Here is a 26228-nt window from a genome sequence, read left to right on the forward strand (position 1 = left end):
AGACGTGCGGCGTTAAACGTACACAACACTTGGAGACCTTGATGCTGAAGTCTGATTCTCTTGAGGGTGCTTGGACGGCTTGCGTTGCGTGCGTGCCGAGGGTCGCTGTATGGGCGGTTTTGTTGTGTTTGGCCGCCTGTGGCGGATCGAGCGACAGCAACCCCAACGCGCCAAGCGCGCCGGCGAGTCCCGCGTTTTCGGCCGAAATTCGCTACACGAGCTATGGTGTGCCGCATGTGAAGGCGGACGACTTCAAGGGCGCCGGCTACGGTTACGGTTTTGCTTTTGCCACCGATCACATCTGCTTGTTTGCACAGGAACTGGTGACCCTGCACGGGGAACGTTCACGTTACTTCGGTGCCACGGATGCCAACGGCGTGCCCATCACCTACCTGGGTCAGTTTGGGGACTTCACGCCCAATCTGTCATCCGACTTTTTCTACAAGGCGCTGATGACGCCGGCGCTGGCGCAGGCGATGCGGACCGCAACCGGGGCAGAGGTGCGCGACATGGTCACCGGCTTCGTGGCGGGCTACAACCGCTATCTGCGCGACCAGGGCGTGAATGGTTTGCCCACCGAGTGCAAGGGCGCCGCCTGGGTCAAACCGATGACGGAAGACGACGCCTACTACCGCTTCAGCCAGGCGGCCATGGCTGGCAGCTCCATGCAGTTCATCAATGCGATCGGCAGCGCGCAACCGCCGTTGGCCAAGCCCGCAGCGGCCAGCCCGGTGAAGTTCAGCGCCATAGCACTGACGAAAAAGTCGACCCAGCTGGCCTTGTTGAATTCGCCGCTGATGCAAAACACCCGCTGGTTGCAGGAGCACGCCATCGGTTCTAACGGTTATGGCTTGGGCAAGGGCGTGACGCAAAGTGGGGCGGGCATGGTGCTGGGCAATCCGCACTTTCCGTGGTGGGGCGCGCTGCGCCTGCATCAATTGCATATCACGGTGCCGGGCAAATACGACGTGATGGGAGCTACCCTGCTGGGCACGGTCGTACCGCTGATTGGTTTCAACAAAGACGTGGCTTGGACCCACACGTTTTCGACGGATAACCGTTTCACCTTGTTCCAACTCAAGCTTGACCCCGCGGATGCCACGCGTTATCAGGTGGACGGTATTTACAAGGCAATGACGCAGACCCCGCTGAGCGTGCAGGTCTTGCAGGCAGACGGCAGCTTGGCGGTGGTGCAGCGCACCATGTATGGCACCGATTTTGGCCCCTTGCTCAGCGATGGCGCTACCTTCGGCTGGACCAGCGCTGCTGCGTTCGCGATTCGCGATGCCAACTACAGCAACTACCAGTTGTTGGATCAGGCCCTGCTCAACGGCAAGGCCAGCAGTGCGGATGGCTTGCGCCAGGCGCTGGCAACCTACAACGCCATGCCCTGGGTGAATACCATGGCGGCGGACCGCACGGGCAAGGCCTTGTTTGCCAACTACTCGGTGGCCGCCAATGTCAGTGATGCGAAGCTGGGTGCCTGCGTCAACAGCCCCATGGCGCGTTACCTGATGGCGAGCAATGGTGTGGTGCTGATGGATGGCAGCCAATCCAGTTGCAATTGGACGGGGTCGCTCCCGGCGGCGCAGCGGCCTTATGTGCTGCGCGACGACTACATCGTCAACGCCAATGACAGCCACTGGTTTCCCAACCAAAACACACGGCTGACGGGCTACCCGAAGATCATTGCAACCGGGCCTGACGCCGAGGGCAGCGTGCAGGGTGAACGCACGCGTACCGGCCACGTGCAGGTGCTGGACCGTATGAGCGGGGCCGATGGGCTGCCGGGCACGGGGTTTACGCTGGCCAACTTGCAGCAGGTTTATCAGAAGAGCCGCTTCTTCAAGGCCGAGATGTGGTTGGATGAATTCCTCGCCGCAACTTGCACTGGCGCTGCCCCCAAAGCCGCAAACAGCTCGGGCGTGATCACCGATTTGACGGCGGCTTGCGCGGTGCTGGCCGGTTGGAAGAAGACGGAAGGCCTGGCCGATCCCGGCGCACTGCTGTTTCGCAAGCTCTATGAGTTGTCGGGTGAGTTGAAGGCTGCCAGCTATTGGCGCGTGCCCTTTGACCCGGCGGACCCGATCTACACGCCCAAGGGCTTCAACACCAGCAACACCCAGGCTGCCACCTCGCTGGCCGATGCGGTGGGCTGGTTTGCGGCGCAGAACATGGCCTTGGCGGAAATCAATGCCAAGCGCCAGGTGGTGGTGCGTGGCAGCGCCCCGGTGGTCTTGCCGGGCGGCCGCTACACCTTCAACAATGTGCGGGGCAGTTGGAGCGGTGGCTTGTACGGTGATCCGGTGTATGGCAACAGCTATATGCAGTTCGTCACCTTTGATGCCAACGGGCCGGTTGCGCAAGGCATGCTGACGTACTCGCAATCGAGCCATGTTTTTTCAGCCCATAACGCGGATCAGACCCGGGCTTATTCCGACATCTATTTGAAAGGTACCTCATGGATCAAACTGCCCTTCAGCGACGCCGAAATTCAGGCCGATACCGCTTACAAGAGCGTCAAGATCAGCGAGTGAAGCGGTGAGTAAGCGACGGGCGATTCCCGCAGAGATGCTCACGGCTTTGCGGCAGTACTGCGGGCCGCGCTTGAGCACCCGCCAGGCGGTGCGCGAGCAGCATGGCCGGGATGAATCGCCCTTTGACATGCCGCCCCCTGAGGCCGTGGTGTTTGCCGAATCGGTGGATGACGTGGTGGAGGTGCTGGGTTTGGCGCATCAGCACCGGGTGCCGGTCATTCCGTACGGTACGGGGACTTCTCTTGAAGGGCACATTTTGGCGGTGCAGGGCGGCGTGTGCCTGGACGTATCTCGCATGAATCTGATCCAGCAGATCAATGCCGAGGATCTCACCGTCACGGTGCAGACCGGCGTGACCCGCAACCAGCTGAATGCCGAGTTACGTCATCAAGGCCTGTTTTTTCCGATCGATCCGGGTGCGGATGCTTCCTTGGGCGGCATGGCGGCCACGCGGGCCAGTGGAACGAATGCGGTGCGTTACGGCACCATGCGGGAAAACGTGCTGGGGATGACCGTGGTGTCCGCCCAGGGCAAGGTCTTGCGCACGGGTACGCGGGCGCGCAAGAGCAGCGCCGGCTACGACCTGACGCGCTTGTTTGTCGGGAGTGAAGGCACGCTGGGCGTCATCACTGACCTGTGCCTGCGCGTCTATCCTCTGCCAGAAGCGGTGTCAGCGGCGGTGTGCTTTTTTGGCAGCGTGGACGCGGCGGTGCAGGCCACCATCCAAATCATTCAGATGGGGGTGCCGATTGCGCGCTGCGAGCTTTTGGACGTTCATGCGGTCCGCGCCGTGAATCAGCATGACCATCTGGGTTTGCGTGAAGCACCCATGTTGTTGATGGAGTTTCACGGCAGCCCGGCCGGGGTGGCCGAGCAGGCGCAAGCCGTGCAGGAGATCGTGCGGGAGTTGGGGGGTGCGGATTTCGATTGGGCCACCACGCCGGAGGCCCGCAGCAAGCTCTGGACGGCCCGGCATCACGCCTACCTGTCGGCCTTGCAGACACGGCCGGGCTGCCGCTGCGTCACCACTGACATCTGCGTGCCGATATCCCGCTTGGCCGAGAGCATCAATGCCGCCGTGGCCGAGGTGGAAGCAGCAGGCTTGCCCTACTTCATCGTCGGGCATGTGGGGGACGGTAACTTTCATCTGGGCTACCTGATCGATCCCACCGTGCCGGCCGAACGTGAAGCGGCGGAACGCCTGAGCCACCAGATGGTCCGGCGCGCCCTGACGATGGACGGTACCTGCACGGGCGAGCACGGCATTGGCCTGCACAAGCAGACCTACCTGATTGAAGAGGCAGGGGAGGCGGCGGTGGACGTGATGCGCCAACTCAAGCAGGCGCTTGACCCGCACAACATCATGAATCCGGGCAAGATATTCACCCAGCCTTGATCCGCCACCTTGCCGTTCAGATGGCGGGCCTCAATGCGGCGGCGCCGGCACTTGCCAGCGCTGGGTGATATCGCCTTTGTCGTTGGCGCTCTCCAAATGAACGCCGAAACCCCACAGACGTGCCACGTGCTTGAGCACTTCTTGCGCGCTTTCATGCAGGGGTCTGTTTTGGTGCTGCGTATGGCGCAGGGTCAGTGAACGGTCGCCGCGCAGGTTGACGTTCCAGACCTGGATATTGGGCTCCCGGGTGCTGAGGTCGTATTGGCGGGAGAGTGCCTCGCGCACGTGCTGGTAGCCCGCATCGTCATGGATGGCGGAGATTTCGTATTCGCTCAGTGCCTCGTCATCGACGATGGAGAACAGCCGAAACTCCCGCATCAGGTGCGGGCTGAGGTATTGACCAATGAAGCTCTCATCCTTGAAATTGCGCATCGCATGGTCCAGGGTGGGCAGCCAGTCTGCACCGGCAATGTCCGGGAACCAGCGGCGGTCTTCTTCGGTCGGGTGCTCGCAGATGCGTTTGATGTCGGTGTACATCGCAAAACCGAGCGCATAGGGGTTCAAGTTTGCCATGGGCTGCTGGGCCACCACATTGGTGTGCGACTTGAGCCATTCGATCATCATGCCGTCGCTCAAATATCCATCGTCATACATCTGGTTCAACAGGCGGTGGTGCCAGAAGGTGGCCCAGCCCTCGTTCATCACCTGGGTTTGGCGCTGCGGGTAGAAGTACTGAGCGATCTTGCGCACGATGCGTACGATTTCACGCTCCCAGGGCTCCAGCAGAGGTGCATTCTTTTCAACGAAGTAGAGGATGTTTTCTTGCGGCTCTTCGGGAAACCGGCGCGCCGCTGCGGGATCGTCGGCCTTGCCGGCACGCTTGGGCAGGGTGCGCCACAGGTCGTTGACTTGCTGTTGCGCGTGGGCTTCACGTTCCATCAGGCGGCTGCGCTCTTGCGCCAGGGATAACTTTGCAGGACGACGGTAACGGTCCACGCCGTAGGACATCAAGGAGTGGCAGGAGTCGAGCAGGGCCTCCACCCGCGCCAGGCCGTGGCGCTCTTCGCATTCGGCCACGAAGTTCTTGGCGTAGACCAGGTAATCGATGATGGACGAGGCATCGGTCCACATGCGGAACAGATAGTTCCCCTTGAAGAAGCTGTTGTGGCCATAGCTGGCGTGGGCAATCACCAGCGCCTGCATGGCCATGGTGTTTTCTTCCATCAGATAAGCGATGCAGGGGTCGGAGTTGATGACGATCTCGTAGGCCAACCCCATCTGGCCACGCTTGTAGTTGCGCTCTGTGGCGATGAACTCCTTGCCGTAGCTCCAGTGGCGGTAGTTCACCGGCATACCTACTGAGGCATAGGCATCCATCATCTGCTCAGCGGTGATGATCTCCAACTGGTTGGGATAGGTGTCCAGGCCATAGCGCCGGGCGGTGTTGCGGATCACTTCGTGGTAATCCTCGATCAACTCGAAGGTCCAGTCGCTGGGCGAGGGCAGGGGCTGTTCGGGCCGCTTTTCAAGCGGCAGCATCTGGCGCAGGGCGGGTTTGTTGCGCAATTCGCGCATTTGCTCATCGGCGTGCAGTGGCGGCGAGGCGTGGCTACTGCTGTCTGCCGGCGTGTGGGTGTGATGGGTACGGGTGGAGGCGTTCATGGTTGGGCCCCTTCCTTCTTGAATAGTTCGCGAAAGACCGGGTAGATTTGCGCGGCCTCGGTGGCTTTGCGCATGGCGAAGTGGCTGACCTCCTCACTGAGTTTTTCGTACTCTTCCCACAGGTTTTGCTCTTGCTCGGCCACTTGCACATAAGCAAAGTAGCGGCATTGCGGCAGGATCTGGGTGGCCAACAGTTCGCGGCATTTGCCGCTGTCGTGGTGCCAGTTGTCGCCGTCGCTGGCTTGGGCGCCGTATATGTTCCATTCGCTGCGCGGGTAGCGCTCGCGGATGATGTCTTCCATCAGCACCAGGGCGCTGGAGACCACGGTGCCGCCGGTTTCGGTGGCGTGGAAAAAGTTCTGCTCATCCACCTCCTGGGCCTGCGTGTGATGGCGGATGAAGACCACGTCGATCTTCTCGTAATGCCGGGTCAAAAACAGATAGAGCAGGATGAAAAAACGTTTGGCCAGGTCTTTGCGGCTCTCGTCCATGGAGCCCGACACATCCATCAGGCAGAACATCACAGCGCGGCTGGTGGGCACGGGCACCCGCACGCGGTTGCGAAAACGCAGATCGATGGGGTCGAGAAACGGAATGGCCTCGATGCGGCCTCGCAGCAGTTGGATGCGCTCCTCGGTCTCTTTGCGCAGATGCAAGACTTCGGGGTCGCGGTTGTCTTCTTTTTTCAGCAGGGCGAGGCGTTCTTCCAACTCATGCAACTCACGGCGCTTGCCCGTGCCCAGGGCGATGCGGCGGCCCAGAGCGCCACGCATGCTGCGAATCACGTGCAGGTTGGTGGGTGTGCCGTCGCTGGTGAAGCCGGCGCGGTGGCTCTTCCATTCCGGCGTGTCGGCGAGCTGGGTGCGCTCCAGATTGGGCAGCGCCAGATCGTCGAAAAACACTTGCATGAACTCTTCGCGGCTGAGGTGGAAGACAAAGTCGTCATCACCCTCGCCGGAGTCGCTGGCCTGCCCGCCACCCTGGCCCTGGCCGCCGCCTTTGGGCTTGGGCAGGCGGTCGCCCTTCACATGCTCGGTATTGCCTGGGCGCACCACTTCCCGGCGGCCGCCGTCACCATGGCCGAAGACGGGCTCGTTGAGGTCTTTCTTGGGGATGTGCACATCTTCGCCGCGGTTCAGGTCGCGAATGCCGCGGCCGTCCACCGCGCGCCGCACCGCCTCGCGGATCTGCTCTTTGTGGCGCTGCAAAAAGCGCTCCCGATTGCCTATCGATTTGTTCTTGCCGGAGAGCCGTCGATCGATGATTTGCTGAAGCATGGGCTGACCTCATGAGGCTCGATTTGAAATGCAAGCACGGTGGCACTGAGGTGCAGAGCCCATGTCAGGGGTGCTCCGCCGTCCTCAGTGAGCCCTGCCGGCCTTTTCCAGCGCCTGATCAGGAGCTCTTGCGCACACGCAAATACCACTCGCACAGCAGCCTGACCTGCTTGGCGGTGTAGCCCTTGCCCACCATGCGGTTGACGAAATCCTCGTGCTTCTTGGCCTCGTCGGCGCTGGCCTTGGCATTGAAGCTGATGACGGGCAGCAACTCCTCGGTGTTGGAGAACATCTTCTTCTCGATCACCGTGCGCAGCTTTTCATAGCTGGTCCATGCCGGGTTCTTGCCCGCGTTGTTGGCACGCGCGCGCAGCACGAAGTTGACGATCTCGTTGCGGAAGTCTTTCGGGTTGCTGATGCCCGCTGGCTTTTCGATCTTCTCCAACTCGGCATTCAGGGCCACGCGGTCGAACACCTCGCCGGTGTCGGTGTCGCGGTACTCCTGGTCTTGAATCCAGTAGTCGGCGTAGGTGACGTAGCGGTCGAAAATGTTCTGCCCGTATTCGCTATAACTCTCCAGATAAGCGGTCTGGATTTCTTTGCCGATGAACTCGGCGTAGCGCGGCGAAATCGCCTCCTTGATGAAGCCGATGTACTTCTGCTCGGTCTCGGGCGGAAATTGTTCGCGCTCGATTTGCTGCTCCAGCACATACATCAGGTGCACCGGATTGGCGGCCACTTCGGCACTGTCGAAGTTGAAAACCCGCGACAAAATTTTGTAGGCGAAGCGGGTGGAAATGCCGCTCATTCCTTCGTCCACGCCCGCGTAATCGCGGTACTCCTGGTAGCTCTTGGCCCGCGGGTCGGTGTCTTTGAGGTTCTCACCGTCGTACACCAGCATCTTGGAGTACAGCGATGAATTCTCAGGCTCCTTCAAGCGCGTCAGCACCGCGAACTGGCTCATGATCTTGAGCGTGCCGGGGGCGCACTTGGCCTCGGCCAGCGAGCTGCTGCGGATCAGCTTCTCATAGATCTTCACCTCTTCGCTAACGCGCAGGCAATACGGTACTTTGACGATGTAGATACGGTCGAGAAAAGCCTCGTTGTTCTTGTTGTTGCGAAAGGTCTTCCACTCGCTCTCATTGCTGTGCGCCAGCACGATGCCGTCGAAGGGAATCGCCCCAAAACCTTCCGTACCCTTGTAGTTGCCTTCCTGCGTGGCGGTCAGCAGAGGATGCAGCACCTTGATGGGTGCCTTGAACATCTCCACGAACTCCAGCAAGCCCTGATTGGCTAGGCAGAGACCGCCGGAATAGCTGTAGGCATCGGGGTCGTCCTGCGAGAAGGTCTCGAGCTTGCGGATGTCTACCTTGCCCACCAGGGAGGAGATGTCCTGGTTGTTCTCGTCGCCCGGCTCGGTCTTGGCCACGCCCACTTGCTTGAGCACGCTGGGGTAGCGCTTGACCACCTTGAAGCGGCGGATGTCGCCCCCGAACTCCTCCAGGCGCTTGACCGCCCAGGGGCTCAGGATGCGGTTGAGATAACGGCGCGGGATGCCGTACTCTTGCTCAAGCAGCGGGCCGTCTTCGGCGGTGTCGAACAAGCCCAGGGGCGATTCATTCACCGGCGAACCTGCCAGGGCATAGAAGGGCACCTGCTCCATCAACTGCTTGAGCCGTTCGGCGATAGAGCTTTTGCCGCCGCCGACCGGTCCCAGCAAATAGAGGATTTGCTTCTTTTCTTCCAGCCCTTGCGCGGCGTGGCGGAAGTAGCTGACCACCTGCTCAATGGCCTCTTCCAAGCCGTAGAACTCGGCAAAGGCTGGATAGATTTTGATGGTCTTGTTGGCGAACAGGCGCGACAGGCGGGTGTCGTTGCGCGTGTCGATCATCTGCGGCTCGCCAATCGCCTTGAGCATGCGCTCAGCCGCTGTCGCGTAGGCCAGAGGTGAGCGCTTGCACTCGGCAAGGTAGTCCTCCAGCGACATCTCTTCGACCCGGGTCCGCTCGTAGCGAGCGGCGAAACTGCTGATCACGTCCATGTTGACCTCCTGTAAGGTCCCTGGCGTCACGCGGCGTACTCGGCAGAGTCCGGCGCTAACGTCTGGGAAGTTCTGATGGCGTCCTATGTATCCCTAGCAAGGCTTGGGCCAGAGGGCGTCATCAGAGCTTTCCGAATTTCAGCGAAGCTGAAACTGCACCTGAATCAATGCCTGATTCGTGAGGGTCTGAACGGGTAGCGGCTTCTCCTTGGTTTTGGTGTTCTGACGATTTGAGAGGTGTCTTGCTTGAAAGCTTGATCCTGATCGTGCGCTGTCATGCCTTGATAAGCTTGGGCTTCTCTGTGGTTCTTCAACCTTCGAGCCCCGCATCAGGTTGACATCATCCTACGAGTAACTTTGAAAACTTGCTGACGGGCCCTTCGCCAGCCGCGTCAACGGCCCATCACTCAGGCCTTGCTTGCAGTCTATTCTTGATCAGCTCGGCGCCGTGTGGTCTTGTTGTTTGCACGCGCAAATGAAAAAGCCGTGTCTTGGTTCACGGCTTTTTGGGGGTAGGTGACTGACGGGTTATGTCGACGGTGCTCTTAACTTGTCGATCAAACCGTTGAGTTCATCCAGCGAACTGAATTGGATGGACAACTCGCCTTGTTCGCCGCGCTTGGTGCGCTTCTTCACCCGCACCTCCACCACCGTGGTCAGCAGGTCGGACAGCTCTTCTTCCAGCCGCAACACGTCGCGACTTTTGTCGTTTTTGACGCGCAGCAGCGGGGTTTGGCGGCCGGCGCCTTGGCGCGACACCAATTTCTCGGCTTCGCGCACGCTCAGCTTTTTCGAGGCAATTTCAGTGGCGCAGGTGATTTGATGCGCGCCGTCCAGCGGCAGCAGGGCGCGGGCGTGACCCATGTCGATATCGCCGGCCATCAACATGTTCTGCACGGGGCTGGCCAATTGCAGCAGGCGCAGCAGATTGCTGGCGGCGCTGCGCGAGCGGCCCACGGCTTGCGCCGCCTGCTCGTGCGTCAGCCCAAATTCTTCGGTCAGGCGCTTGAGGCCTTGGGCTTCTTCCAGCGGGTTGAGGTCTTCACGCTGGATGTTTTCGATCAGGGCCATGGCGGCCGCGGCTTCATCGGGTACCGCCTTGACCAGCACCGGCACCTCGCGCAGGCCGGCCAGTTTGGCAGCGCGGAAGCGGCGCTCACCCGCAATGATTTCGTAGCGGATTGGGCCGTCGGGCGTGACCGGGCGCACCAGGATAGGCTGCATGATGCCTTGCGCCTTGATGCTTTCGGCCAGTTCGTACAGCGAGCCTTCATCCATGCGGGTGCGCGGCTGGTATTTGCCGGCCTGCATCTGCTCCAGGCGCAGGGTGCTGGGTTCACCGTCGCGGGCAGTTGCCGGGGTGTCGCTGACTTTGGGGCCTAGCAAGGCTTCCAGGCCCATGCCGAGGCCTTTGGGTTTTTTTGTGACCATAAGCGTCGATTGTCTCTTACTCGCGGTGTGGGGGCCGTATTGCGGCGGTATTGGCGGCCAGGGCTCAGGCCGGCCCTGCACGGTGCACAGGGCCGGCGCTTTGCGAAAGCTCCGCCAGCAAGGCCTGACCCTCTGGCCAGTCGCCCAGGCCGGAGGCGCTGTTCAAATGCCCCAGCGGCCCGGCGACGAGTAGCTTGGCGCCCCAGGCGGCGGCCATCTCCGCTGCGCGGTCAGGTGCGCAAAAGGGATCGTCGGTGCTGATGACTGCCACGCTGGGGAAGGGCAGGCGTTGCCGCGCGATCGGGCGCCAGTTGTGCAGCTGGGGCGGCATCTGTGGGTGCTCGCTGTCTGGCGGGGCCACGAGCAGGGCGCCCGCCACGCGTGCGGTGTGCTGGGAGTGTGCGGCCCAGCTGGCCACCAGTTGGCAGCCCAGGCTATGGGCCACCAGCACGGCGGGCGTTTCGTTCAAGCGGGCGTCGCCCAGCAGCACTTCGTCGAGGCGTGCCATCCAGTCGCCGCGCCGTGGCCATTCCCAGTCGCTTTGTTCGACCCGGCTGTGTCCCAGCGCGGTTTCCCAGCGGCTTTGCCAGTGATCGGGATCGGAGTTGAGCCAACCGGGAAGCAGATAAATGGGTGGGGTTTTCATCGCTTGGTATGCTTCGTGCTGATTTGATTTGGCGCCGATTGTGCGGGAGAAGTGAAGATGAGTTTCAAGGTGTTTGTGGACGGCCAGGAAGGCACGACAGGCCTGCGTATCAACGAGTATCTGGCAGCACGCAACGATGTTGAAGTGCTGCGCATCGATGCCGACAAGCGCAAGGATGCAGCTGAACGTGCGCGTTTGCTCAACGCCGCCGATGTGGCTTTTCTGTGCTTGCCGGACGACGCTTCACGTGAAGCCGCCGCGATGATCACCAACCCCAACACCTGTTTGATCGACGCCAGCACCGCGCATCGCACGGTGCCCGGCTGGGCCTTCGGCCTGCCCGAGTTGGCGCCCGGCCAACGTGACAAGATCCGCGCCGCCAAGCGCATTGCCAACCCCGGCTGCCATGCGAGCGCCTTCATCCTGGCGGTACGGCCCTTGGTGGACGCCGGCTTGTTGAGTGCCGATGCAGGGGTGACGGCCACCTCCATCACCGGCTACTCCGGTGGCGGTAAATCCATGATTGCGCAGTACGAGGCAGGCGGTGACGCCCGGCTGATGTCGCCGCGACCCTATGCGCTGGGCCTGGCCCACAAGCATCTGCCGGAAATGATGGCGCACACGGGGCTGCGCATGGCCCCGGTGTTCATGCCCATCGTCGGCAATTTCTACAAAGGCCTGGCGGTGACCGTGCCCTTGCATTTGAGCCAGTTGCGCGCGGGCACCACGCCCGAGCAGGTGCAGGCGGCGCTGGTGGCGCATTACGCGGGTGAGCGCTTCATCCGTGTCATGCCGCTGCGGGATGCGGATACTTTGAATGAAGGCTTCTTCGATGTACAGGCCTGCAATGACAGCAATCGGGTGGACCTGTTCGTGTTTGGCAGCGGCACGCAAATTCTGGTGATGGCCCGCCTGGACAACCTGGGCAAGGGCGCCAGCGGTGCCGCCGTGCAGGCCATGAATGTGCACCTGGGCCTGGACGAAGGCCTGGGCTTGTAAGGCCTCAGCGTATCAACGGGTTCAGTCCACCACGCCGTGAGGGCTGCGGTAGTGGTAGCGGTAGGCAAACACAAAACCCAGGCGCTCATACACGCGCTGGGCCGTGAGGTTGTCTGAACCCACTTGCAGATAAGCTTCGCTGGCACCTTGCCGGCGAGCTTGCGCCAGAAGCGCTGCGCAGAGGTTTTTTGCGTGACCTTGGCCACGCCCTTCCGGCGGCGTAAAAATGTCGTAGAGGCCCGCTATCGGGCCTTCCTGGGCGATTTGGCCGCAGGCCAGTAAAGCGGCTGGTTGTTCGGTTCGCGGGTCGGCCTGCTCTGCCACTTGCTGCAGAAAAAACCCCTGGTACGGCACCGGTGAGGCGGCCAACCGCTCAGCATGCGCTTCAATAGCGCGGGCGCTGGAGCCGCGCAAGGCTCCGACCGCCGCCGCATAGGTCGGCGCATCCACCGCAAGCAGGCGCTGGCCGGCAGGCAGCACCGTTGCTTGCCCGAAGGCTTGCAGATCAGCCAACACCATCACATCCGCTGCATCAAAGGCGGGCCAGCCTTTGGCGGCCAGGCGTGCGTCCAGATCTAGCGGTTGGCTGAACGGCGTCAGCCGCACAATCAAAGGCAAGCCCGCGTGGTCGAAGCTGGCCTGGCAACGTGCCAGCAAATCATCCAGAGGAAGGCTGCCTTGGGCCAGGGCGTTGACGCAACGCGAGCGTTTGGCCTTGCCCGGCGAGAGGCGGATCAGCCAGCCCTCAACGGACGCTTGTTGAGGCGGGGCGCTGGCGTTGAGTCCGGCCGCTTCGGCGCGGCGGGCGAGGGCCATGTCAGGCGTGGCGTCCGGCTTGCGCATCACATGGCGGCGATGCGGCGCACCATTTCGCGGGCGAACTCCACAAAGGCCTGCGCGCCTTTGGATGAGGGGTCGAACACCACGCCCGGCAGACCGTAGCTGGGTGCCTCGGCCAAGCGCACATTGCGCGGGATCACGGTGTCGAACACCTTGTCGCCGAAATGGCCTTTGAGCTGGTCGCTGACCTGGTTCTGCAAGGTGATGCGTGGGTCGAACATGACGCGCAGCAGGCCGATGATTTGCAGATCGGCATTCAAGTTGGCGTGCACCTGCTTGATGGTGTTGACCAGGTCCGACAAACCTTCCAGCGCAAAATATTCGCACTGCATGGGCACGATCACGCCATGGGCACAGCACAGGCCGTTGAGTGTGAGCATCGACAGCGAGGGCGGGCAGTCGATGAGGATGAAGTCGTAATCTTTGTCGACAACAGCCAGCGCGGCTTTGAGGCGGCGCTCGCGGCGCTCCAACTCCACCAACTCCACTTCAGCACCGGCCAGTTCACGGTTGGCGCCCAGTACGTCATAGCCCGCCTTGGCGCTGTGTTGCTTAGCTTCGGCCACGGAGGACGATTCCAGCAGCACGTCGTAGACGCTCAGCTCCAGCGCGCGTTTGTCGATGCCTGATCCCATGGTGGCATTGCCCTGCGGGTCAAGATCGACCACCAGCACACGCTGCCCCACCTTGGCCAGACCGGCCGCCAGATTGACCGTGGTGGTGGTTTTGCCAACGCCGCCTTTTTGATTGGCAATGCAGAAAATTTTGGCCATGGAATAGTTTTTTTAGTGACTCGCAATATTAGCGGGTGAATCCGCTTTCTGAGCGGCGGCGAAGCTCATGCTTTGGGGCGAATCCAGATCAAACAACGCTGGGCGTCCAGGCCGGGTACCTGCAGTTGTTCCACGTGAAACACATCCAGGTCAGTGCTGAGTTGAGCCAAGGTGGCCAACTCGTCAGCCGGATGCTGGCCCTTCATGGCCAACCAGATGGCGCTCGGTTTGAGGTGCTGGCGGGTGAGGGTGGTGAAGTCCAGCAGAGAGGCAAAGGCCCGCGAGGTGATGAGGTCAAAGGGCGGGGTCTTCAACTGCTCGACGCGTGAATGCTCGCCGTGCAGGTTGGGCAGGCGCAATTCGGCGGCCACCTGTTTGATGAAGGTTGCCTTTTTGGCCACTGCGTCCACACAGGTGACGTCAATGTTGGGCTCACAGATCGCCACCACCACGCCGGGCAGGCCGCCACCGCTGCCCACATCCATCAGGCGCAATTGTGGCAAGGGCTGGCCCGCGATATGGCGACGCAGCGCGGGCAGGAGGCTGAGGCTGTCCACCAGGTGTTGGGTGAGCATGGCCTGCGGGTCGCGCACGGCAGTCAGGTTGTAGACCTTGTTCCATTTCTCGATCATGGCCAGATAGGCCAGCAATTGATCGATCTGCGCGTCGCTGAGGTTCAGGCTCAGGGTGGCTGCTGCAGCGCACAAGGGTGCACGCAAGGCGGTGTGTGAAGTCATCAAGAGTCGCCTTCAGGCTGTTGTTGAAGGTGTGGGGGCATGTCTGTTGAGGGGGGCGAAACAGCCGCAGGGGCAGAGGCCGAGGTGTTTTCAGTGAAGCCCTTAAAGCGCTTTTTCTTCAAATAAACCAGCAGCAAGGAGATGGTGGCTGGCGTCACGCCCGAGATGCGGGATGCCTGGCCCAGGGTTTCGGGCAGGTGTTTGGCCAGCTTCTGGCGAGCCTCGAAGGAGAGGGCGGTCACCTGGCTGTAGTCCAATTCGGCCGGGAGGCGCAGGTTCTCGTAGTGGGCCGCGCGCGCCACGTCTTCGGTTTGTTTGTTGATGTAGCCGGCGTATTTGACGGCGGTTTCAATTTGCTCGATCACGGCTTCGGCCATGTTGTCGCCCAATTCTTGAATCAGTGTTTCACGTGAAACACCTGCCTCTGGCTTGGCAAGGGCTGCTACCTCGGCCACGGTATCAAACACCACGCCGGGGCGGCGGAGCAGGTCGATCAGGTTGTATTCGCGCTCCAGCGCTTTGCCCACCAATCGTTCAGCATCCGCTGCGGGCAGGATGCTGGGGTGCACCCAAGTTGATTTGAGTCGTTCTGTTTCACGTGAAACAGCGTCGCGTTTGCGATTGAAGGCGGCCCAGCGGATGTCGTCCACCAAACCCAATTCACGGCCCATTTCAGTCAAGCGCATGTCGGCGTTGTCCTCCCGTAGCTGCAGGCGAAACTCGGCGCGGCTGGTGAACATGCGGTAAGGCTCGGTCACGCCTTTGGTGATGAGATCGTCCACCAGCACGCCCAGATAGGCCTGATCGCGCCCAGGCAACCACGCGTCGCGCCCCTGCACCTGCAGGCCTGCGTTGAGGCCGGCAAACAAACCTTGGGCGGCTGCCTCTTCATAGCCTGTGGTGCCGTTGATCTGGCCGGCGAAGAACAGGCCCTGGATAGCGCGTGTTTCGAACGAAGACTTCAAACCCCGGGGATCGAAGTAGTCGTACTCAATGGCATAGCCGGGCCGCAAGATGTGGGCGTCTTCCAGGCCCGGAATGGAGCGCACGGCGGCCAACTGGATGTCGAAGGGCAGGGAGGTGGAGATGCCGTTGGGGTAGTACTCGTGGGTGGTCAGCCCTTCGGGTTCCAGAAAAATCTGGTGGCTGTCCTTGTCGGCAAAGCGGTTCACCTTGTCTTCGATGCTGGGGCAGTAGCGTGGCCCCACGCCTTCGATCACGCCGGTGAACATGGGGCTGCGGTCGAAACCCGAACGGATGATGTCGTGGGTGCGGCTATTGGTGTGGGTGATCCAGCATGGCACTTGACGCGGGTGCTGCGCCGCGTTGCCCAGAAAGCTGAACACCGGCACCGGAGAGAGGTCACCCGCCTGCTCTTCGCATTTGGAAAAATCGATGCTGCGCCCATCGATGCGCGGCGGGGTGCCGGTTTTGAGTCGGCCCTGCGGCAGCTTCAATTCTTTCAGCCGGGCCGACAAGCTCACCGCGGGCGGATCGCCAGCGCGGCCGGCCGCATAGTTTTCAAGGCCCACATGGATGCGGCCATCGAGAAAGGTGCCCGCGGTCAGTACCACCGCTCGGCTGCGGAATTGCAGGCCCATCTGCGTAACGGCGCCCACCACGCGCTCATGCACGCCGTCGGACTCCACCATCAAATCATCAACCGCTTGCTGGAACAGCCACAGATTGGCTTGATTCTCCAGCCGATGACGGATGGCTGCCTTGTACAAGACACGATCGGCCTGGGCCCGTGTGGCCCGCACGGCCGGGCCCTTGGAGCCGTTGAGGATGCGGAACTGAATGCCCGACTCATCGGTGGCCGCCGCCATGGCGCCTCCTAGCGCATCGACCTCTTTGACCAGATGGCCCTTGCCGATCCCGCCGATCGACGGGTTGCAACTCATCTGCCCCAGGGTCTCGATGTTGTGGCTGAGCAAGAGGGTGGTGCAGCCCATGCGGGCCGCAGCCAGGGCGGCCTCGGTGCCGGCATGGCCGCCGCCAACCACGATGACGTCGAATTCCTTGGGGTAGAGCATGGGTGCGGGCCGTTGCCGGCTGGGTCAGGTGGGCGCAAAGTGCTGCGCGGGCAAACCTTGAATTTTACGGCGCGGGGGGTCATAAGTCACCGCCCGATGCAAGTCATTGCCGCGTGCAGTGTCAATTCCGGGCGGCTGAAGGCCTGTGCCATAGACAATACCGCCATGAAATGCCGTGACCATTGCGCAGCTTGTTGTATCGCCCCTTCGATCAGTTCCCCCATTCCGGGCATGCCGGTGGTCAATGGGGTGTCCAAGCCGGCCGGGGTGCGCTGTGTACAACTCGACGCGAATGACCGTTGCAAAATCTTTGGTCAGCCGGAGCGGCCGGCTGTGTGCGGCTCTTTGCAGCCGTCAGCAATGATGTGCGGAGACAGCCGCGAGCAAGCCCTGCATTGGCTGGGTTGGATGGAGCGGGAGACAGCGCCAGGGCCTTGAACCCACTCTGCAGACGGCATGGCCCCTCAGGCCTGAAAGCCCGTGGGTGGCACGCTGCGCAGATCCTGGGCCACCCGGCCGCCTTGTAGTGCGATCACCCGCCGTGCTGCGGCAATGGTTTCCGGCCGATGGGCGATCACGATACGGGTGAGGTTCAAGCCCCGCAGGGAGGCGTTGACCTGGCGTTCTTTTTCCACATCCAGCGCGCTGGTGGCTTCATCCAGAAACAGGAACTGCGGCTTCTTGTAGAGGGCCCGTGCCAATAGCACGCGCTGTCGCTGGCCGCCCGAGAGGCTGTGGCCCATGTCGCCAATCAAGCTCTGAAAGCCCATGGGCATGGCCTGAATTTCTTCGGCCACGCAGGCCATGCGGGCACATTCTTGCACCCAGGCGGGGTCGGCGTCGGGGTCAAAAAAGCTGATGTTGTCCGCAATGCTGCCGGCAAACAGCTGGTCGTCTTGCATCACGGTGCCGATGCAGTTGCGCCAAGCGGTGGTCCCCATTTTTTGCAGGGGCTGTCCGCCCACCAAAATTTCACCAGACTGGGGCGCGTGAATCCCCAGCATCAATTTCAACAAGCTGGTTTTGCCGCAACCGGAGGGGCCGATGATGGCCACGGAGTCGCCCGCTTCGATCAGCAGGTTGCAGTCATGGATCACCCAGGGCTCGCCGTCGGCATAGCGAAAGGCCAGCTGGCGCAGCTCCAGGCTGGCGGCGACCACGGTCACTGGGTGCGCCCCTTGTCCCGGCAGCGTCCCTTGCGTGCCCAGGGCCTGCTCGGCGGCTTCGGGCGGGGTCAGCACAATGTCGGCCAAGCGCTCGCCTTGCAAGCGCAACATGCTCAACTCCACGGTCTTGTCGATCAGGTTGGCCAGGCGCAGGCTGAACTGTTCTTTGTAGGCGAGAAAGGCGAACAACATGCCAACCGACAGCTCGCGGCTCAGCACCAGGCTGGCACCCAGCCCGATGATGGCCACGCGCTCCAGGCCGAACAACAGCTTGTTGCCCACCCCCATCCACAAATCAAGGCGGCGAATGGCGATGGCCGCGTTCATTTGCTCCACCACAAGATTGGCATAGCGGGCGCTGCGCTCCGCTTGGGCGTTGAAGAGCTTGATCGCCTGCGCCCCGCGCAGCGACTCCAGAAAGTGGCCGTTTTGGCGTGCCTCATGCACCAAAGCTTCTTCCGACGCCTCGCGCAGCGGCTTGAAGAAAGACCACCGCAGCAGCGCGTAGCACGCGACTGCACCCAAGGCCACCGCGCTCAAGCGCAAGCTGTACACCGCCATCATGGCCAGCGTGACCAGCACCATGGCGCCGTCCAGCAAGGCCTCGGCAAACTGGGTAGAAAGGGCGCGTTGAATGGTCTGCACGCTGCCGAACCGGGACCAAATGTCACCGATCTGGCGCTTCTCAAACCAGGCCAGCGGCAAGCGCAGCAAATGGGCAAACACCTGGCTCAGCCATTGCACGTTCAAAGTGGCAGACAGAAAAAGCACCGCCCAGGAGCGCAGTGCACCTACGCCCACCTGCAGCAGCACCAACAGGCCAAAGCCCATGCACAGCGTGACCAGCAGATCGTGGTCGGCACTCACCAGCACCCCGTCCACCACCCATTGCAGCAAGAAGGGCGACAGCAGATTCAGCAGCTCCAAGGTCAGCGCCAGGCCCAGCACCAAACTCATCGAGCGCCGCAGCCCCGTGATGCGCCCCAGCAGCTGCCGCCAGTGCAGCGGCTCGGGTCGTGGCTGCGGTGCGAAGTCAGCGCTCGCCCTCAACTCAAGAGCAACGCCGGTGAAATGGCGTGACAGCGCCGCCATGGGCAAACGCCGGCGGCCGTGCGCTGGGTCGATCAACTCGACGACATCGCCGCGCACGGCGTCCAGCACCACGAAATGGTTGAAATCCCAGTGCAAGATGCAGGGCAAGTTCAGCTGCGCGAGTTGTTCTGGCTCGGCGCGCAAGGCGCGGCTGCTCATGCCCAACTGCGCCGCCATGCGCACCAAATCTGCCATGGTGGCACCCTTGAGCGACAAGGAAAACTGGCTGCGCAACTGACGCAAATCGCAATGGTGGCCCAAGGCGCTCGCGATCATGGCCAGGCAGGCCAAGCCACACTCGGCACCCTCGGTCTGCAAAATCACAGGCACGCCCCGTGCGCCCCGCCAACCCAGGCTCAGGCGCTTCAAAAGGCCGGTGTTGAGGGTATTCATCAGACGCGCTGTGCCAGGCTCAGAATGGGCTCGAAGATCCACTCGATCAAACGCCGCCGCTCAAGCATCACATCGGCATCCAATTGCATGCCCGCTGCCAGTGGCTGCGCCTGCCCATAGGCTGAGACGGTTTGCTGGTCCAACTGCACGGTGATGCGGTACAGCGGCTCGCTGGCCACGCCCTGGCTCAAGACGAGCGGTAGATTCAGTGCCGACAACTCCGTTGGGCTCAATGGCGTGCGGGAAATTTGCATCACATGGCCGCTTTGCTGGCCGAACTTTTGATACGGAAACGCCTGGTAACGCAGTTGCACCGGCTGCTGGGCGCGCAAAAATCCGACCGCGCTGGAGGGTGCAAACAACTGCGCCAACATCTGCGTGCGGGCCGGCAACACGTTGGCCAAAACCGTGCCGCTGCTCACACTTTGGCCGGGCTCGGCCTGCAGGGTGGACACGACGCCGTCGCTGGGGGCGCGCAACACCAGCCGGCGGCGGCCTTCAGTTTCAAGACCTTGCTGCTGCAGGGCAGCCAGATCGCGGCCAATTTCATCTTGCTGCACCTGGGCCCGCAGCGGCAACTCCCGGGCCTGGGCGTCGCTGGCCTCCAGGTCGCGCTGCAAGGCCTCATGCTGACGCTCCAAGGCTTGGGCTTGTCCGCGCAGGCCCAACACCTCTTCACGCTTGGCCTGCACTTGGGCTGCAGAAATGAATTGATCCCGGCTCAGCGACTCCAGCCGCGCCAGCGCTTCGCCCGCCAAAGCCAGGCGCTCGGCATGCAACGCGCTTTCGGCCTGCAACTGGGCCAGCTCCCGCTGCAGGCCACTGCGGCGTTGACTCAGCGCCTGCAACTGGGTTTGCAACAACTGCTGTTGCTGCACAGCAGTCCCTTGCAGGCTTTGCTGGCGCGCACTCAGATTGCGGGCAATGCCCTCGGGGGTTTGGCTGGCACTGTCCAGACTGAGCACGAACAGCACATCACCCTGCTTGACAAGTTGGCCCTCACTTGCAAGGCGAGTCAATACCGTTGCCGTTTGAGGGGTGCTGATGCGAAGCACACCTTGGTCAGGCACCAGATAGCCGCTCACCCGGGCTTTGCGGGTGTACTCAGCGGTACACAGAAAGACAGCGACCAAACACAAACTGCCCACGGCCGCAGCGGTGAGCAGTTTGAGAGACAGCGGTGGCAAAACCTGCACCTGCCCGAGCCAGCTTTTTTGCTGACCGGCCAAGGCTTCGGGGCGAAACAGCATGCGTTGCGGGTCTCGGGAGCAGCCGTCTTCCGCGCCCATCCGCCCGAGGCGGCAGAGCGCGGGGCTGTGAATTTACAGGGCGCTGGCGGCCGTGGTGGTCGCTGCGACAGCCAGGGCGGTTTCGTCGGTCCAGCCGCCGCGAGGCATGCCCCCGCCCACTTGTTGCAGTTGATCCAGGCTGAGTTCAACGGGCGCGCTAGTGCGGGCAGTTTCGGTGATCTCGAGAGTAACGACTTTGGATTGGGTCTGAGTGTTCATTTTGAGCATCCGTTTGTTGAACACACTCAAATGAGTGCTTGGGTCGAATTTCAACAAAAGGTGATTAGTTCGGGAACTGTCAACTCTGACACTTGTGGGTTGTCAGCGTAGTATGTATAGCCTGTTGTTGTTAACGGATGAGGCCTAGGCGAAGAGCCTTCAAGACAGCTTGGTGCTTCGTATTGCATTCAAGTTTGCGCATGGCGTTGCTGATATGGAGAACGGCTGTTCTTTCAGAAATACTAAGAATGACGCCGACTTCCCACGCAGTTTTGCCGTCCATCGTCCAACGCAAAGCTTCTAATTCACGCGGCGTAAGGCGTTGTGTGGGGCCAAAGGTTCCCAGCGGTGAAGGTAGCATGACGCGCCATGCTGCTTCTTGAGCGTAGACTGCAAAAAGCTGCAGATCAGCAAGCATGCGCGTCAATACTGTTGATTCAGTAGGCAATGGCCTGCTGCTTTCCATGCCCAGCATGAAATGACGCCCGTCAGGCATATGAAGGGCTAACGCCATTCCTGTCTGATAACCAAATTTGGCTTGATCCTCCCAGAGGTCACCCTGGCCACTAGCAACGTATGTGTCTTGATTCCATACGATGGGGATACTTTGTCGCTTGCAGTGCTGCATGACTGGGCACTTCCGCCAAGTCTCTTTGTCCTGAAAGTGGGCAATATAGGCTGCCGGCGTGTTGTCCACCGTTTCAAAATCAGAAACTCCCGGCGTACGGTCCACCACGGCGGTCGCCGACACCGTCGAAAAGCCAAGCCCCTGCGCGAAGTGAACGATTTCGCTTCGAAACTGATCCCGAGACTTCGCCTCGAGTACCGATTGGTATCCTCCCTGCAGCATCGCTATCGTCCAATTCAAGCGTGTCGCTCGCGATGTAGCGAGTGACAAATCTGTTGCATCCCTGACAAGGTTTACAGCTACCCGAAAGTTGCCAGCATCTGCACACTGGGCGCTCTTCGAGCGTTCGCGCTGTTCCTTGGCAATTTAAATTGTTTTTTATGACCCCAGCTTGGATTGTGTATGCGTGGCCCCGCGTTTTGTGTAAAGCATTGCACGTTCAGCGTTTGCAGTTCGCGCATTTGAGCACGCAAGTGTTGGTTCCTGGTGACGCCAAACATCCGGCGCTGGGGCAAACCTTGTGGCAAGGTGACGACGGATTTACACGGGCTGGCGTGGCCTGGGATTGGGTCAGCATGCCAGCGGGCGTGGTGGCGATGGTCGACCCCATGGCTTTGATCACCAATGTTCAATTTCTCACGGCTGAAGGGGAGGTGTTGGCGCCGTTCGAGTCGGCCCGCCAACTTAACGAAATCGTCCACACCCTGCCGTGGCAGTACGAGGTGCAGCGGGCACTTTCAGGCTTGCATTGAGGGTGATTTTGCGCGCTGTTCATCCGCACATTTGCTGATCTATGCAAGCGCGCAACTAACGGGTCAGCTGCACGTGTTCAGTGCGCACAAGTTGAACACCCGCCCCGGCGCCTATCGCGCCACCGCACCCCTCATGGACCGGGCGACAACGGCCAGACTGGCCACCGTCAGCAGCGCGCCCACCAAAATGCCCGGCAACACTTGCGCCAGGGTCAGCGCCTCACCTTTTAGCACCCACAGCATCAAGGTGTTCTGTGCGAGTCCGGGCACCCACAAATACCAGGGCGCGTCGCCACCGGGGTTGAGCAGGCTGACCATCGGGGCCAGCGCCATCAAGGTGATCACCAGGGTGCTGCTGGCCTGCGCTTCTTTGATGCTGCGGGTGCGAATCGCCAAGGCCATCAGCAGGGCGCTGGCGCCCGCAGCCAAGGGGAGCTGCAGCAGGATGAACGCCAGCACCTCGCGCCCGCCAAACTGGAACATGGCTTGCAAGCTATCGCTCTTGAGCAGCCATTGGGCTGGCACGAAACTGAGGCTGGACAGCAGCGCCATGCACAGGCCCAAACACGCCACGGCGCCCCATTTGCCCAGCACCAGCGCGAAGGACGGTACCGGGTTCATCAGCAGGGGCTCCAGCGAGCCCCGCTCGCGTTCACCGGCGGTGCTGTCGAGTGCGGCCGTTAGCGCGCCGTAAAGTACCGCCATGATGATGAACATCGGGATCATGCCGGTGATGCGTGCGGCACGCGCCTGCGCGCTGGCCAGGTCACGCTCTTCGATGAGCACGGGTTGCAGCAAGGCACCCGAGACGCCACGCAGGGCGAGGCTGAGCGTGGTGCGTTCGCGGTTGAAGTTGTACAGCAGGTGTTGAATCGACCCCACGCCGGCGCTGGCGCGTTGGTTGGCGCTGTCGCTGACCACTTCGACCGCGGGTTGCTGGCCGCTCAGCAAGGCGTTTTCAAAGTCTTTGCCAATGACCAACACGGGCTCCAGCAGGGTGTTGTTGCGCAGGCGAGCTTCGTAGTCGGCGGGCGCAGTTTTGAGGGTGTAGGTTTGCCGCTCGATGAAGTTGCGCAGCGTGGGGGCGTGCTCAATGCCGGCAACCAGGATCTCGCGCTGTTCGGCCCGTGTCTCCAGCGAGGAGATCAGGCCTGACAGGGCCAGCAGCAGCAAAGGGCCCATCAACACGGCTGAAAAGCTCATGCGCAGCAGGGTGCGGCGGTCGCGCAGCGCTTCGATGATTTCCTTGGTGAACACGGTGCGAAAGTTGCGCCAGCCCTTGCGCTGAGTTTGGGGGTTGGTGTTTGCGTGGCGCTTGCCAGGGGCGATCGGCTTGTTCATGCAGCTCCCTTGTGGCCGCCAAGTGCAATGCTGTCGACAGGGGTGTGCGGCGAGGCGGGCGAAGCGGGGTAAGCCAGCTTCACGAAGGCGTCTTCAAAGCGGGACTCACCGGCCAGCTCTAGCAATTCAGGCACCGAGCCTTCAGCCACGCTGCGGCCTTGGGACACCAGCACCACGTGTTCGCACAGTTGTTCTACCTCTTGCATGATGTGGGTGGAGAAGATGATGGTTTTGCTGCCCCCGGCGGGTGAGCGCAGGTGGCGCAGGGCTTCGCGCAGCGCGCGGGTGGCCAGCACGTCGAGGCCGTTGGTGGGCTCGTCGAGGACGATGTTGGCGGGGTCGTGCACCAGGGCGCGAGCCAGCGCGGTTTTCATGCGTTCGCCTTGGCTGAAGCCTTCGGCCCGCCGGTCGAGGATCGCGTTCATGTCCAGCAAGCGTGCCAGCTCGATCGCCCGGGCGTTGGCTTGGTCGGCCTCCATGCCCTGCAGGCGGCCGAAATAGATGATGTTTTCACGGGCCGAGAGGCGTGGGTAGAGCCCGTGGGCATCGCCGAGAATGCCCATGCGGGCCAACGCTTCACGGCCTTGGGTGGCAACGGCCAGGCCATCCACAGTGATGCGCCCTGCGTCCGGTTGAAAGAGACCGCCCAGCATGCGTAAGGTGGTTGTCTTGCCGGCCCCGTTGGCACCCAGCAGGCCGGTGATGCAGCCACTGGCAGCGTGCACACTGACATCGCTGACGGCATGCACCACCTGCTTGGCGCGCGGAGCATGGCGCTTGAACAGGCCGCCGAGCCCGGCGGAGCGGGCGACAAATTGTTTGCTGACGTGTTCAATCTGAATCATGGCGCACGCTTGTTTTGAGGGCCGGCCTGCACCGGCACAAAGACGGTGGGGTGAGGAATTTTGCTGGCGCAGCTGGCATCCTGGGGCAGGGCAGTGCTGTCGTCCGGGGTGTCGATGAAGCGGTAGATCACCTCGCGCATGCAGCCCAAGGCCATCACGCCGTGGCCGGCTTCGGGCACGACGATGTGTTGCGCCCTTGCGCCAAGGGCCTTGGCCACCCGCGCCGCGTGGCGCGGTGGTGTAACGGGGTCAGCGCCACCGCTCAGCAAGAGCACCGGCGATGCGCTGGCCGCCACGTTGTAGAAGGCCGGTGGCACCGCGCCGCGCGGCCAGTTTTTACAGGCTTGTTGGTAGAACTGCGCGTCGCCTTGGCCAAAGTCGGCGCCTGGAACGTTTTGTAGGGCTTGTGCAGTTGCAGCGTCAGACAGGCGCGGCATATCTTCCGCGCACACCACCGAGAAGTGCATGCCCTCGGCCAGCTTGCTGCCCTTGCTGGATGCCATGACGCTTGACAGGCCCAGCAGGCCTTCAAAATGGCCTTCGCTGGCGGCATGCATGGCGGCGGGCAGTGCGGCGCTCAGTACGGGGGCATAAAGCGGTACTCGCACGGTGCGCAGGAGCTGGTCACGGGTCAGGGTGAGGGTCTCTGGCTTGCCCGTCAGGGGATGATTCACGGTGATGGATTGCGGCAGGCTTTGCAGCAGCCGGCGCCAGTCTTGCCGCAGCTGTGGAAATTGCCGCTGGCATTGCGGATCGGTGTCGCAAAAGCGCAAAGTAGCGTCCCAGGCGGACTGGGCGTCGGTGGACAGGCTGGCGGGCAACACCATGTCAGGTGGTGCCACACCGTCGATCACCGTCCGCCTGACTTTGCCCGGAAACAAGCGCAGGTACTCCAGCGCAGCTCGCGTGCCGTAGGAGCCGCCAATGAGGTTCCAGCGCGGTGCGCCCAGGGCCTCACGCACAGCATCAAAATCTTGCATGGCCAGCGTGGTGGTGTACATGCGCAGGTTGCCGTGCGGCAGCATTTCCAGGTCGATGCGGCATTGGTCAATGCGCTGCTGGGTGGCTTGCAGATCCAGGGCTTGTGCCAAGGGCAGCGCGCTGTCGTCCGCGCATTGCAGGGGGGCGGACTGGCCCGTGCCGCGTTGGTCGATGAAGACCAGATCGCGCCGGTTGTTCAAGCGCGACAAAGCGGGCAGCACGGCGGGCGCTACGGCCAATGCGCTTTGGCCGGGCCCGCCTGCCAACATCAGGACCGGCTCAGGCTGTTTGTTGCGTGCCAGGGCGGGTACCACCAGGTAGTGGATGTCGATTTGCGTGCCCTGCGGCCGGCTGGGGTCCAGGGGCCGCTGCAGGGCGCCGCACAGCAGCTCGGTCGGGATGCCTTCAACCCGGCAGGGATGGGCCGGTGAGGTGCCGGCCGACGCAGCCGTGCAGGACAGTGCCGCGAGGCTGAGGCTGACGGCGCCCCTCCGCTGGCGGCGACTGTTGTCCTTGCGGATCGATCGACTTCCTGGTGCATGCATGCCGTTTGTCCGTCCTCAGTTTTGCTGTGACGCGGATTATGGAGACCTGTTGCGCCTAGCTAATGAGAAAGGCGGCGACGGGAAGGAACGCGGGCACGAACGGCCTTTGAAGCTGCCCCTTGAATCAGCGACTTGTCTGCCATGCGTTCTTTCTGTCCATGTCATGGTGCGCTTGGTCGCACGGGCTTGGTCAGGCGAATTCAAAAGGTTACGCTTCGGCCCGGCATCATTTCAAAGGAGTGTTCATGTCGTACAGCGACGAGTTGGCCAAACTGGCCGAATTGCATCAGCGTGGCGTGTTGTCGGACGAAGAGTTTGCGCGCGCAAAGGGGCGGGTGCTGGGTGATGGTGGATCACCAGGTGCGCAACAGGGCGGCGCCACGGCCGATGCGGCGCGGGCCACGTCTGAGGAGCCGTCCCTCAACGAGTTCAAGCGCAGCCGCGACGACCGTTGGTTGGGTGGGGTGTGCGGCGGCATCGCCGAGCTCACCGCCACGCCCACCTGGTTGTGGCGGCTGATGTTCACGCTGCTGGTGGTTTGCGCAGGCAGCGGCGTGCTGGTTTATCTGCTGCTGTGGATTTTTGTGCCTGAAGCAGATTGA

The 26228-nt window shown here is 61.9% G+C and carries 22 protein-coding genes; 6 read left to right on the forward strand and 16 right to left on the reverse strand.

The window, feature by feature from the left end; all coding sequences use genetic code 11:
* Positions 1–41: 41 nt before the first annotated feature.
* The gene (locus PRZ01_RS15195) at positions 42–2537 is read left to right on the forward strand and encodes a penicillin acylase family protein (RefSeq protein ID WP_273597650.1); all 2496 of its coding nucleotides are present in this window, start codon (positions 42–44) and stop codon (positions 2535–2537) included.
* A 34-nt stretch (positions 2538–2571) separates the two neighbouring features.
* A complete protein-coding gene (locus PRZ01_RS15200; RefSeq protein ID WP_273597757.1) occupies positions 2572–3933 on the forward strand; it encodes an FAD-binding oxidoreductase in 1362 nt (453 codons plus the stop codon).
* A gap of 30 nt (positions 3934–3963) precedes the next feature.
* Here PRZ01_RS15200 and PRZ01_RS15205 read toward each other — a convergent pair whose 3' ends face one another.
* The 5 genes from PRZ01_RS15205 to PRZ01_RS15225 form a co-directional block, all read right to left on the reverse strand.
* Positions 3964–5508, reverse strand: coding sequence for a SpoVR family protein (locus tag PRZ01_RS15205; protein WP_409993861.1), 1545 nt, complete (start codon positions 5506–5508; stop codon positions 3964–3966).
* A gap of 83 nt (positions 5509–5591) precedes the next feature.
* Entirely contained in the window at positions 5592–6872 is a 1281-nt protein-coding gene (locus tag PRZ01_RS15210; protein ID WP_273597651.1) for a YeaH/YhbH family protein, read from the reverse strand.
* Between the two features lie 118 nt (positions 6873–6990).
* Complete coding sequence (locus PRZ01_RS15215; protein WP_273597652.1) at positions 6991–8913, reverse strand: PrkA family serine protein kinase; 1923 nt, start codon at positions 8911–8913, stop codon at positions 6991–6993.
* Between the two features lie 528 nt (positions 8914–9441).
* Positions 9442–10344, reverse strand: coding sequence for a ParB/RepB/Spo0J family partition protein (locus PRZ01_RS15220; protein ID WP_273597653.1), 903 nt, complete (start codon positions 10342–10344; stop codon positions 9442–9444).
* A gap of 64 nt (positions 10345–10408) precedes the next feature.
* On the reverse strand, positions 10409–10990 hold the full coding sequence (locus PRZ01_RS15225) for an RBBP9/YdeN family alpha/beta hydrolase (protein ID WP_273597654.1): 582 nt from the start codon (positions 10988–10990) through the stop codon (positions 10409–10411).
* A 57-nt stretch (positions 10991–11047) separates the two neighbouring features.
* On the opposite strand from PRZ01_RS15225, the gene argC reads away from it, so the two are divergent.
* Positions 11048–11989 carry an N-acetyl-gamma-glutamyl-phosphate reductase gene (gene argC, locus PRZ01_RS15230; protein ID WP_273597655.1) on the forward strand — a complete coding sequence of 314 codons (942 nt, stop codon included), beginning with the start codon at positions 11048–11050 and terminating at the stop codon, positions 11987–11989.
* A 21-nt stretch (positions 11990–12010) separates the two neighbouring features.
* On the opposite strand, the gene PRZ01_RS15235 is transcribed toward argC, so the two are convergent.
* The 4 genes from PRZ01_RS15235 to mnmG all read right to left on the reverse strand — a co-directional run bounded on the left by PRZ01_RS15235 (position 12011) and on the right by mnmG (position 16375).
* Positions 12011–12832, reverse strand: coding sequence for a GNAT family N-acetyltransferase (locus PRZ01_RS15235; protein WP_273597656.1), 822 nt, complete (start codon positions 12830–12832; stop codon positions 12011–12013).
* Positions 12832–13602, reverse strand: coding sequence for a ParA family protein (locus PRZ01_RS15240; RefSeq protein ID WP_273597657.1), 771 nt, complete (start codon positions 13600–13602; stop codon positions 12832–12834). Before PRZ01_RS15240 ends, PRZ01_RS15235 begins: the two co-directional genes overlap by 1 nt.
* A 65-nt stretch (positions 13603–13667) precedes the next feature.
* Entirely contained in the window at positions 13668–14339 is a 672-nt protein-coding gene (rsmG, locus tag PRZ01_RS15245; protein ID WP_273597658.1) for a 16S rRNA (guanine(527)-N(7))-methyltransferase RsmG, read from the reverse strand.
* The gene (gene mnmG / locus PRZ01_RS15250) at positions 14339–16375 is read right to left on the reverse strand and encodes a tRNA uridine-5-carboxymethylaminomethyl(34) synthesis enzyme MnmG (protein WP_273597659.1); all 2037 of its coding nucleotides are present in this window, start codon (positions 16373–16375) and stop codon (positions 14339–14341) included. Before mnmG ends, rsmG begins: the two co-directional genes overlap by 1 nt.
* Positions 16376–16540: 165 nt before the next feature.
* On the opposite strand from mnmG, the gene PRZ01_RS15255 reads away from it, so the two are divergent.
* Complete coding sequence (locus PRZ01_RS15255) at positions 16541–16813, forward strand: YkgJ family cysteine cluster protein (RefSeq protein ID WP_273597660.1); 273 nt, start codon at positions 16541–16543, stop codon at positions 16811–16813.
* Positions 16814–16839: 26 nt separating this feature from the next.
* Here PRZ01_RS15255 and PRZ01_RS15260 read toward each other — a convergent pair whose 3' ends face one another.
* The 4 genes from PRZ01_RS15260 to PRZ01_RS15275 all read right to left on the reverse strand — a co-directional run bounded on the left by PRZ01_RS15260 (position 16840) and on the right by PRZ01_RS15275 (position 21402).
* A complete protein-coding gene (locus PRZ01_RS15260; protein WP_273597661.1) occupies positions 16840–19026 on the reverse strand; it encodes a peptidase domain-containing ABC transporter in 2187 nt (728 codons plus the stop codon).
* Entirely contained in the window at positions 19026–20276 is a 1251-nt protein-coding gene (locus PRZ01_RS15265) for an HlyD family secretion protein (RefSeq protein ID WP_273597662.1), read from the reverse strand. The genes PRZ01_RS15260 and PRZ01_RS15265 overlap by 1 nt, the downstream gene beginning before the upstream one ends.
* Before the next feature lie 72 nt (positions 20277–20348).
* On the reverse strand, positions 20349–20534 hold the full coding sequence (locus tag PRZ01_RS15270; RefSeq protein WP_273597663.1) for a hypothetical protein: 186 nt from the start codon (positions 20532–20534) through the stop codon (positions 20349–20351).
* A gap of 130 nt (positions 20535–20664) precedes the next feature.
* Positions 20665–21402 (reverse strand): autoinducer binding domain-containing protein, encoded by a 738-nt coding sequence (locus PRZ01_RS15275; protein WP_273597664.1) that lies wholly within the window; start codon positions 21400–21402, stop codon positions 20665–20667.
* A 221-nt stretch (positions 21403–21623) separates the two neighbouring features.
* On the opposite strand from PRZ01_RS15275, the gene PRZ01_RS15280 reads away from it, so the two are divergent.
* Positions 21624–21914 (forward strand): hypothetical protein, encoded by a 291-nt coding sequence (locus PRZ01_RS15280; RefSeq protein WP_273597665.1) that lies wholly within the window; start codon positions 21624–21626, stop codon positions 21912–21914.
* Between the two features lie 111 nt (positions 21915–22025).
* Here the strand turns inward: PRZ01_RS15280 and PRZ01_RS15285 are convergent, their stop codons facing one another.
* Genes PRZ01_RS15285 through PRZ01_RS15295 form a run of 3 tightly spaced genes read right to left on the reverse strand, consistent with a single transcriptional unit; the run spans position 22026 to position 25626 of the window.
* Positions 22026–23255: an ABC transporter permease gene (locus PRZ01_RS15285; RefSeq protein ID WP_273597666.1), complete on the reverse strand. Its 1230-nt coding sequence runs from the start codon at positions 23253–23255 to the stop codon at positions 22026–22028.
* A complete protein-coding gene (locus tag PRZ01_RS15290) occupies positions 23252–24100 on the reverse strand; it encodes an ABC transporter ATP-binding protein (RefSeq protein WP_273597667.1) in 849 nt (282 codons plus the stop codon). Before PRZ01_RS15290 ends, PRZ01_RS15285 begins: the two co-directional genes overlap by 4 nt.
* Positions 24097–25626 (reverse strand): alpha/beta hydrolase, encoded by a 1530-nt coding sequence (locus tag PRZ01_RS15295; protein ID WP_273597668.1) that lies wholly within the window; start codon positions 25624–25626, stop codon positions 24097–24099. The genes PRZ01_RS15290 and PRZ01_RS15295 overlap by 4 nt, the downstream gene beginning before the upstream one ends.
* Before the next feature lie 245 nt (positions 25627–25871).
* Here PRZ01_RS15295 and PRZ01_RS15300 point away from each other — a divergent pair, with 245 nt between their 5' ends.
* Positions 25872–26228, forward strand: coding sequence for a PspC domain-containing protein (locus tag PRZ01_RS15300; protein WP_273597669.1), 357 nt, complete (start codon positions 25872–25874; stop codon positions 26226–26228).

The organism is Roseateles koreensis (genome assembly GCF_028595305.1).
Classification (GTDB): Bacteria; Pseudomonadota; Gammaproteobacteria; order Burkholderiales; family Burkholderiaceae_C; genus Paucibacter_A; species Paucibacter_A koreensis.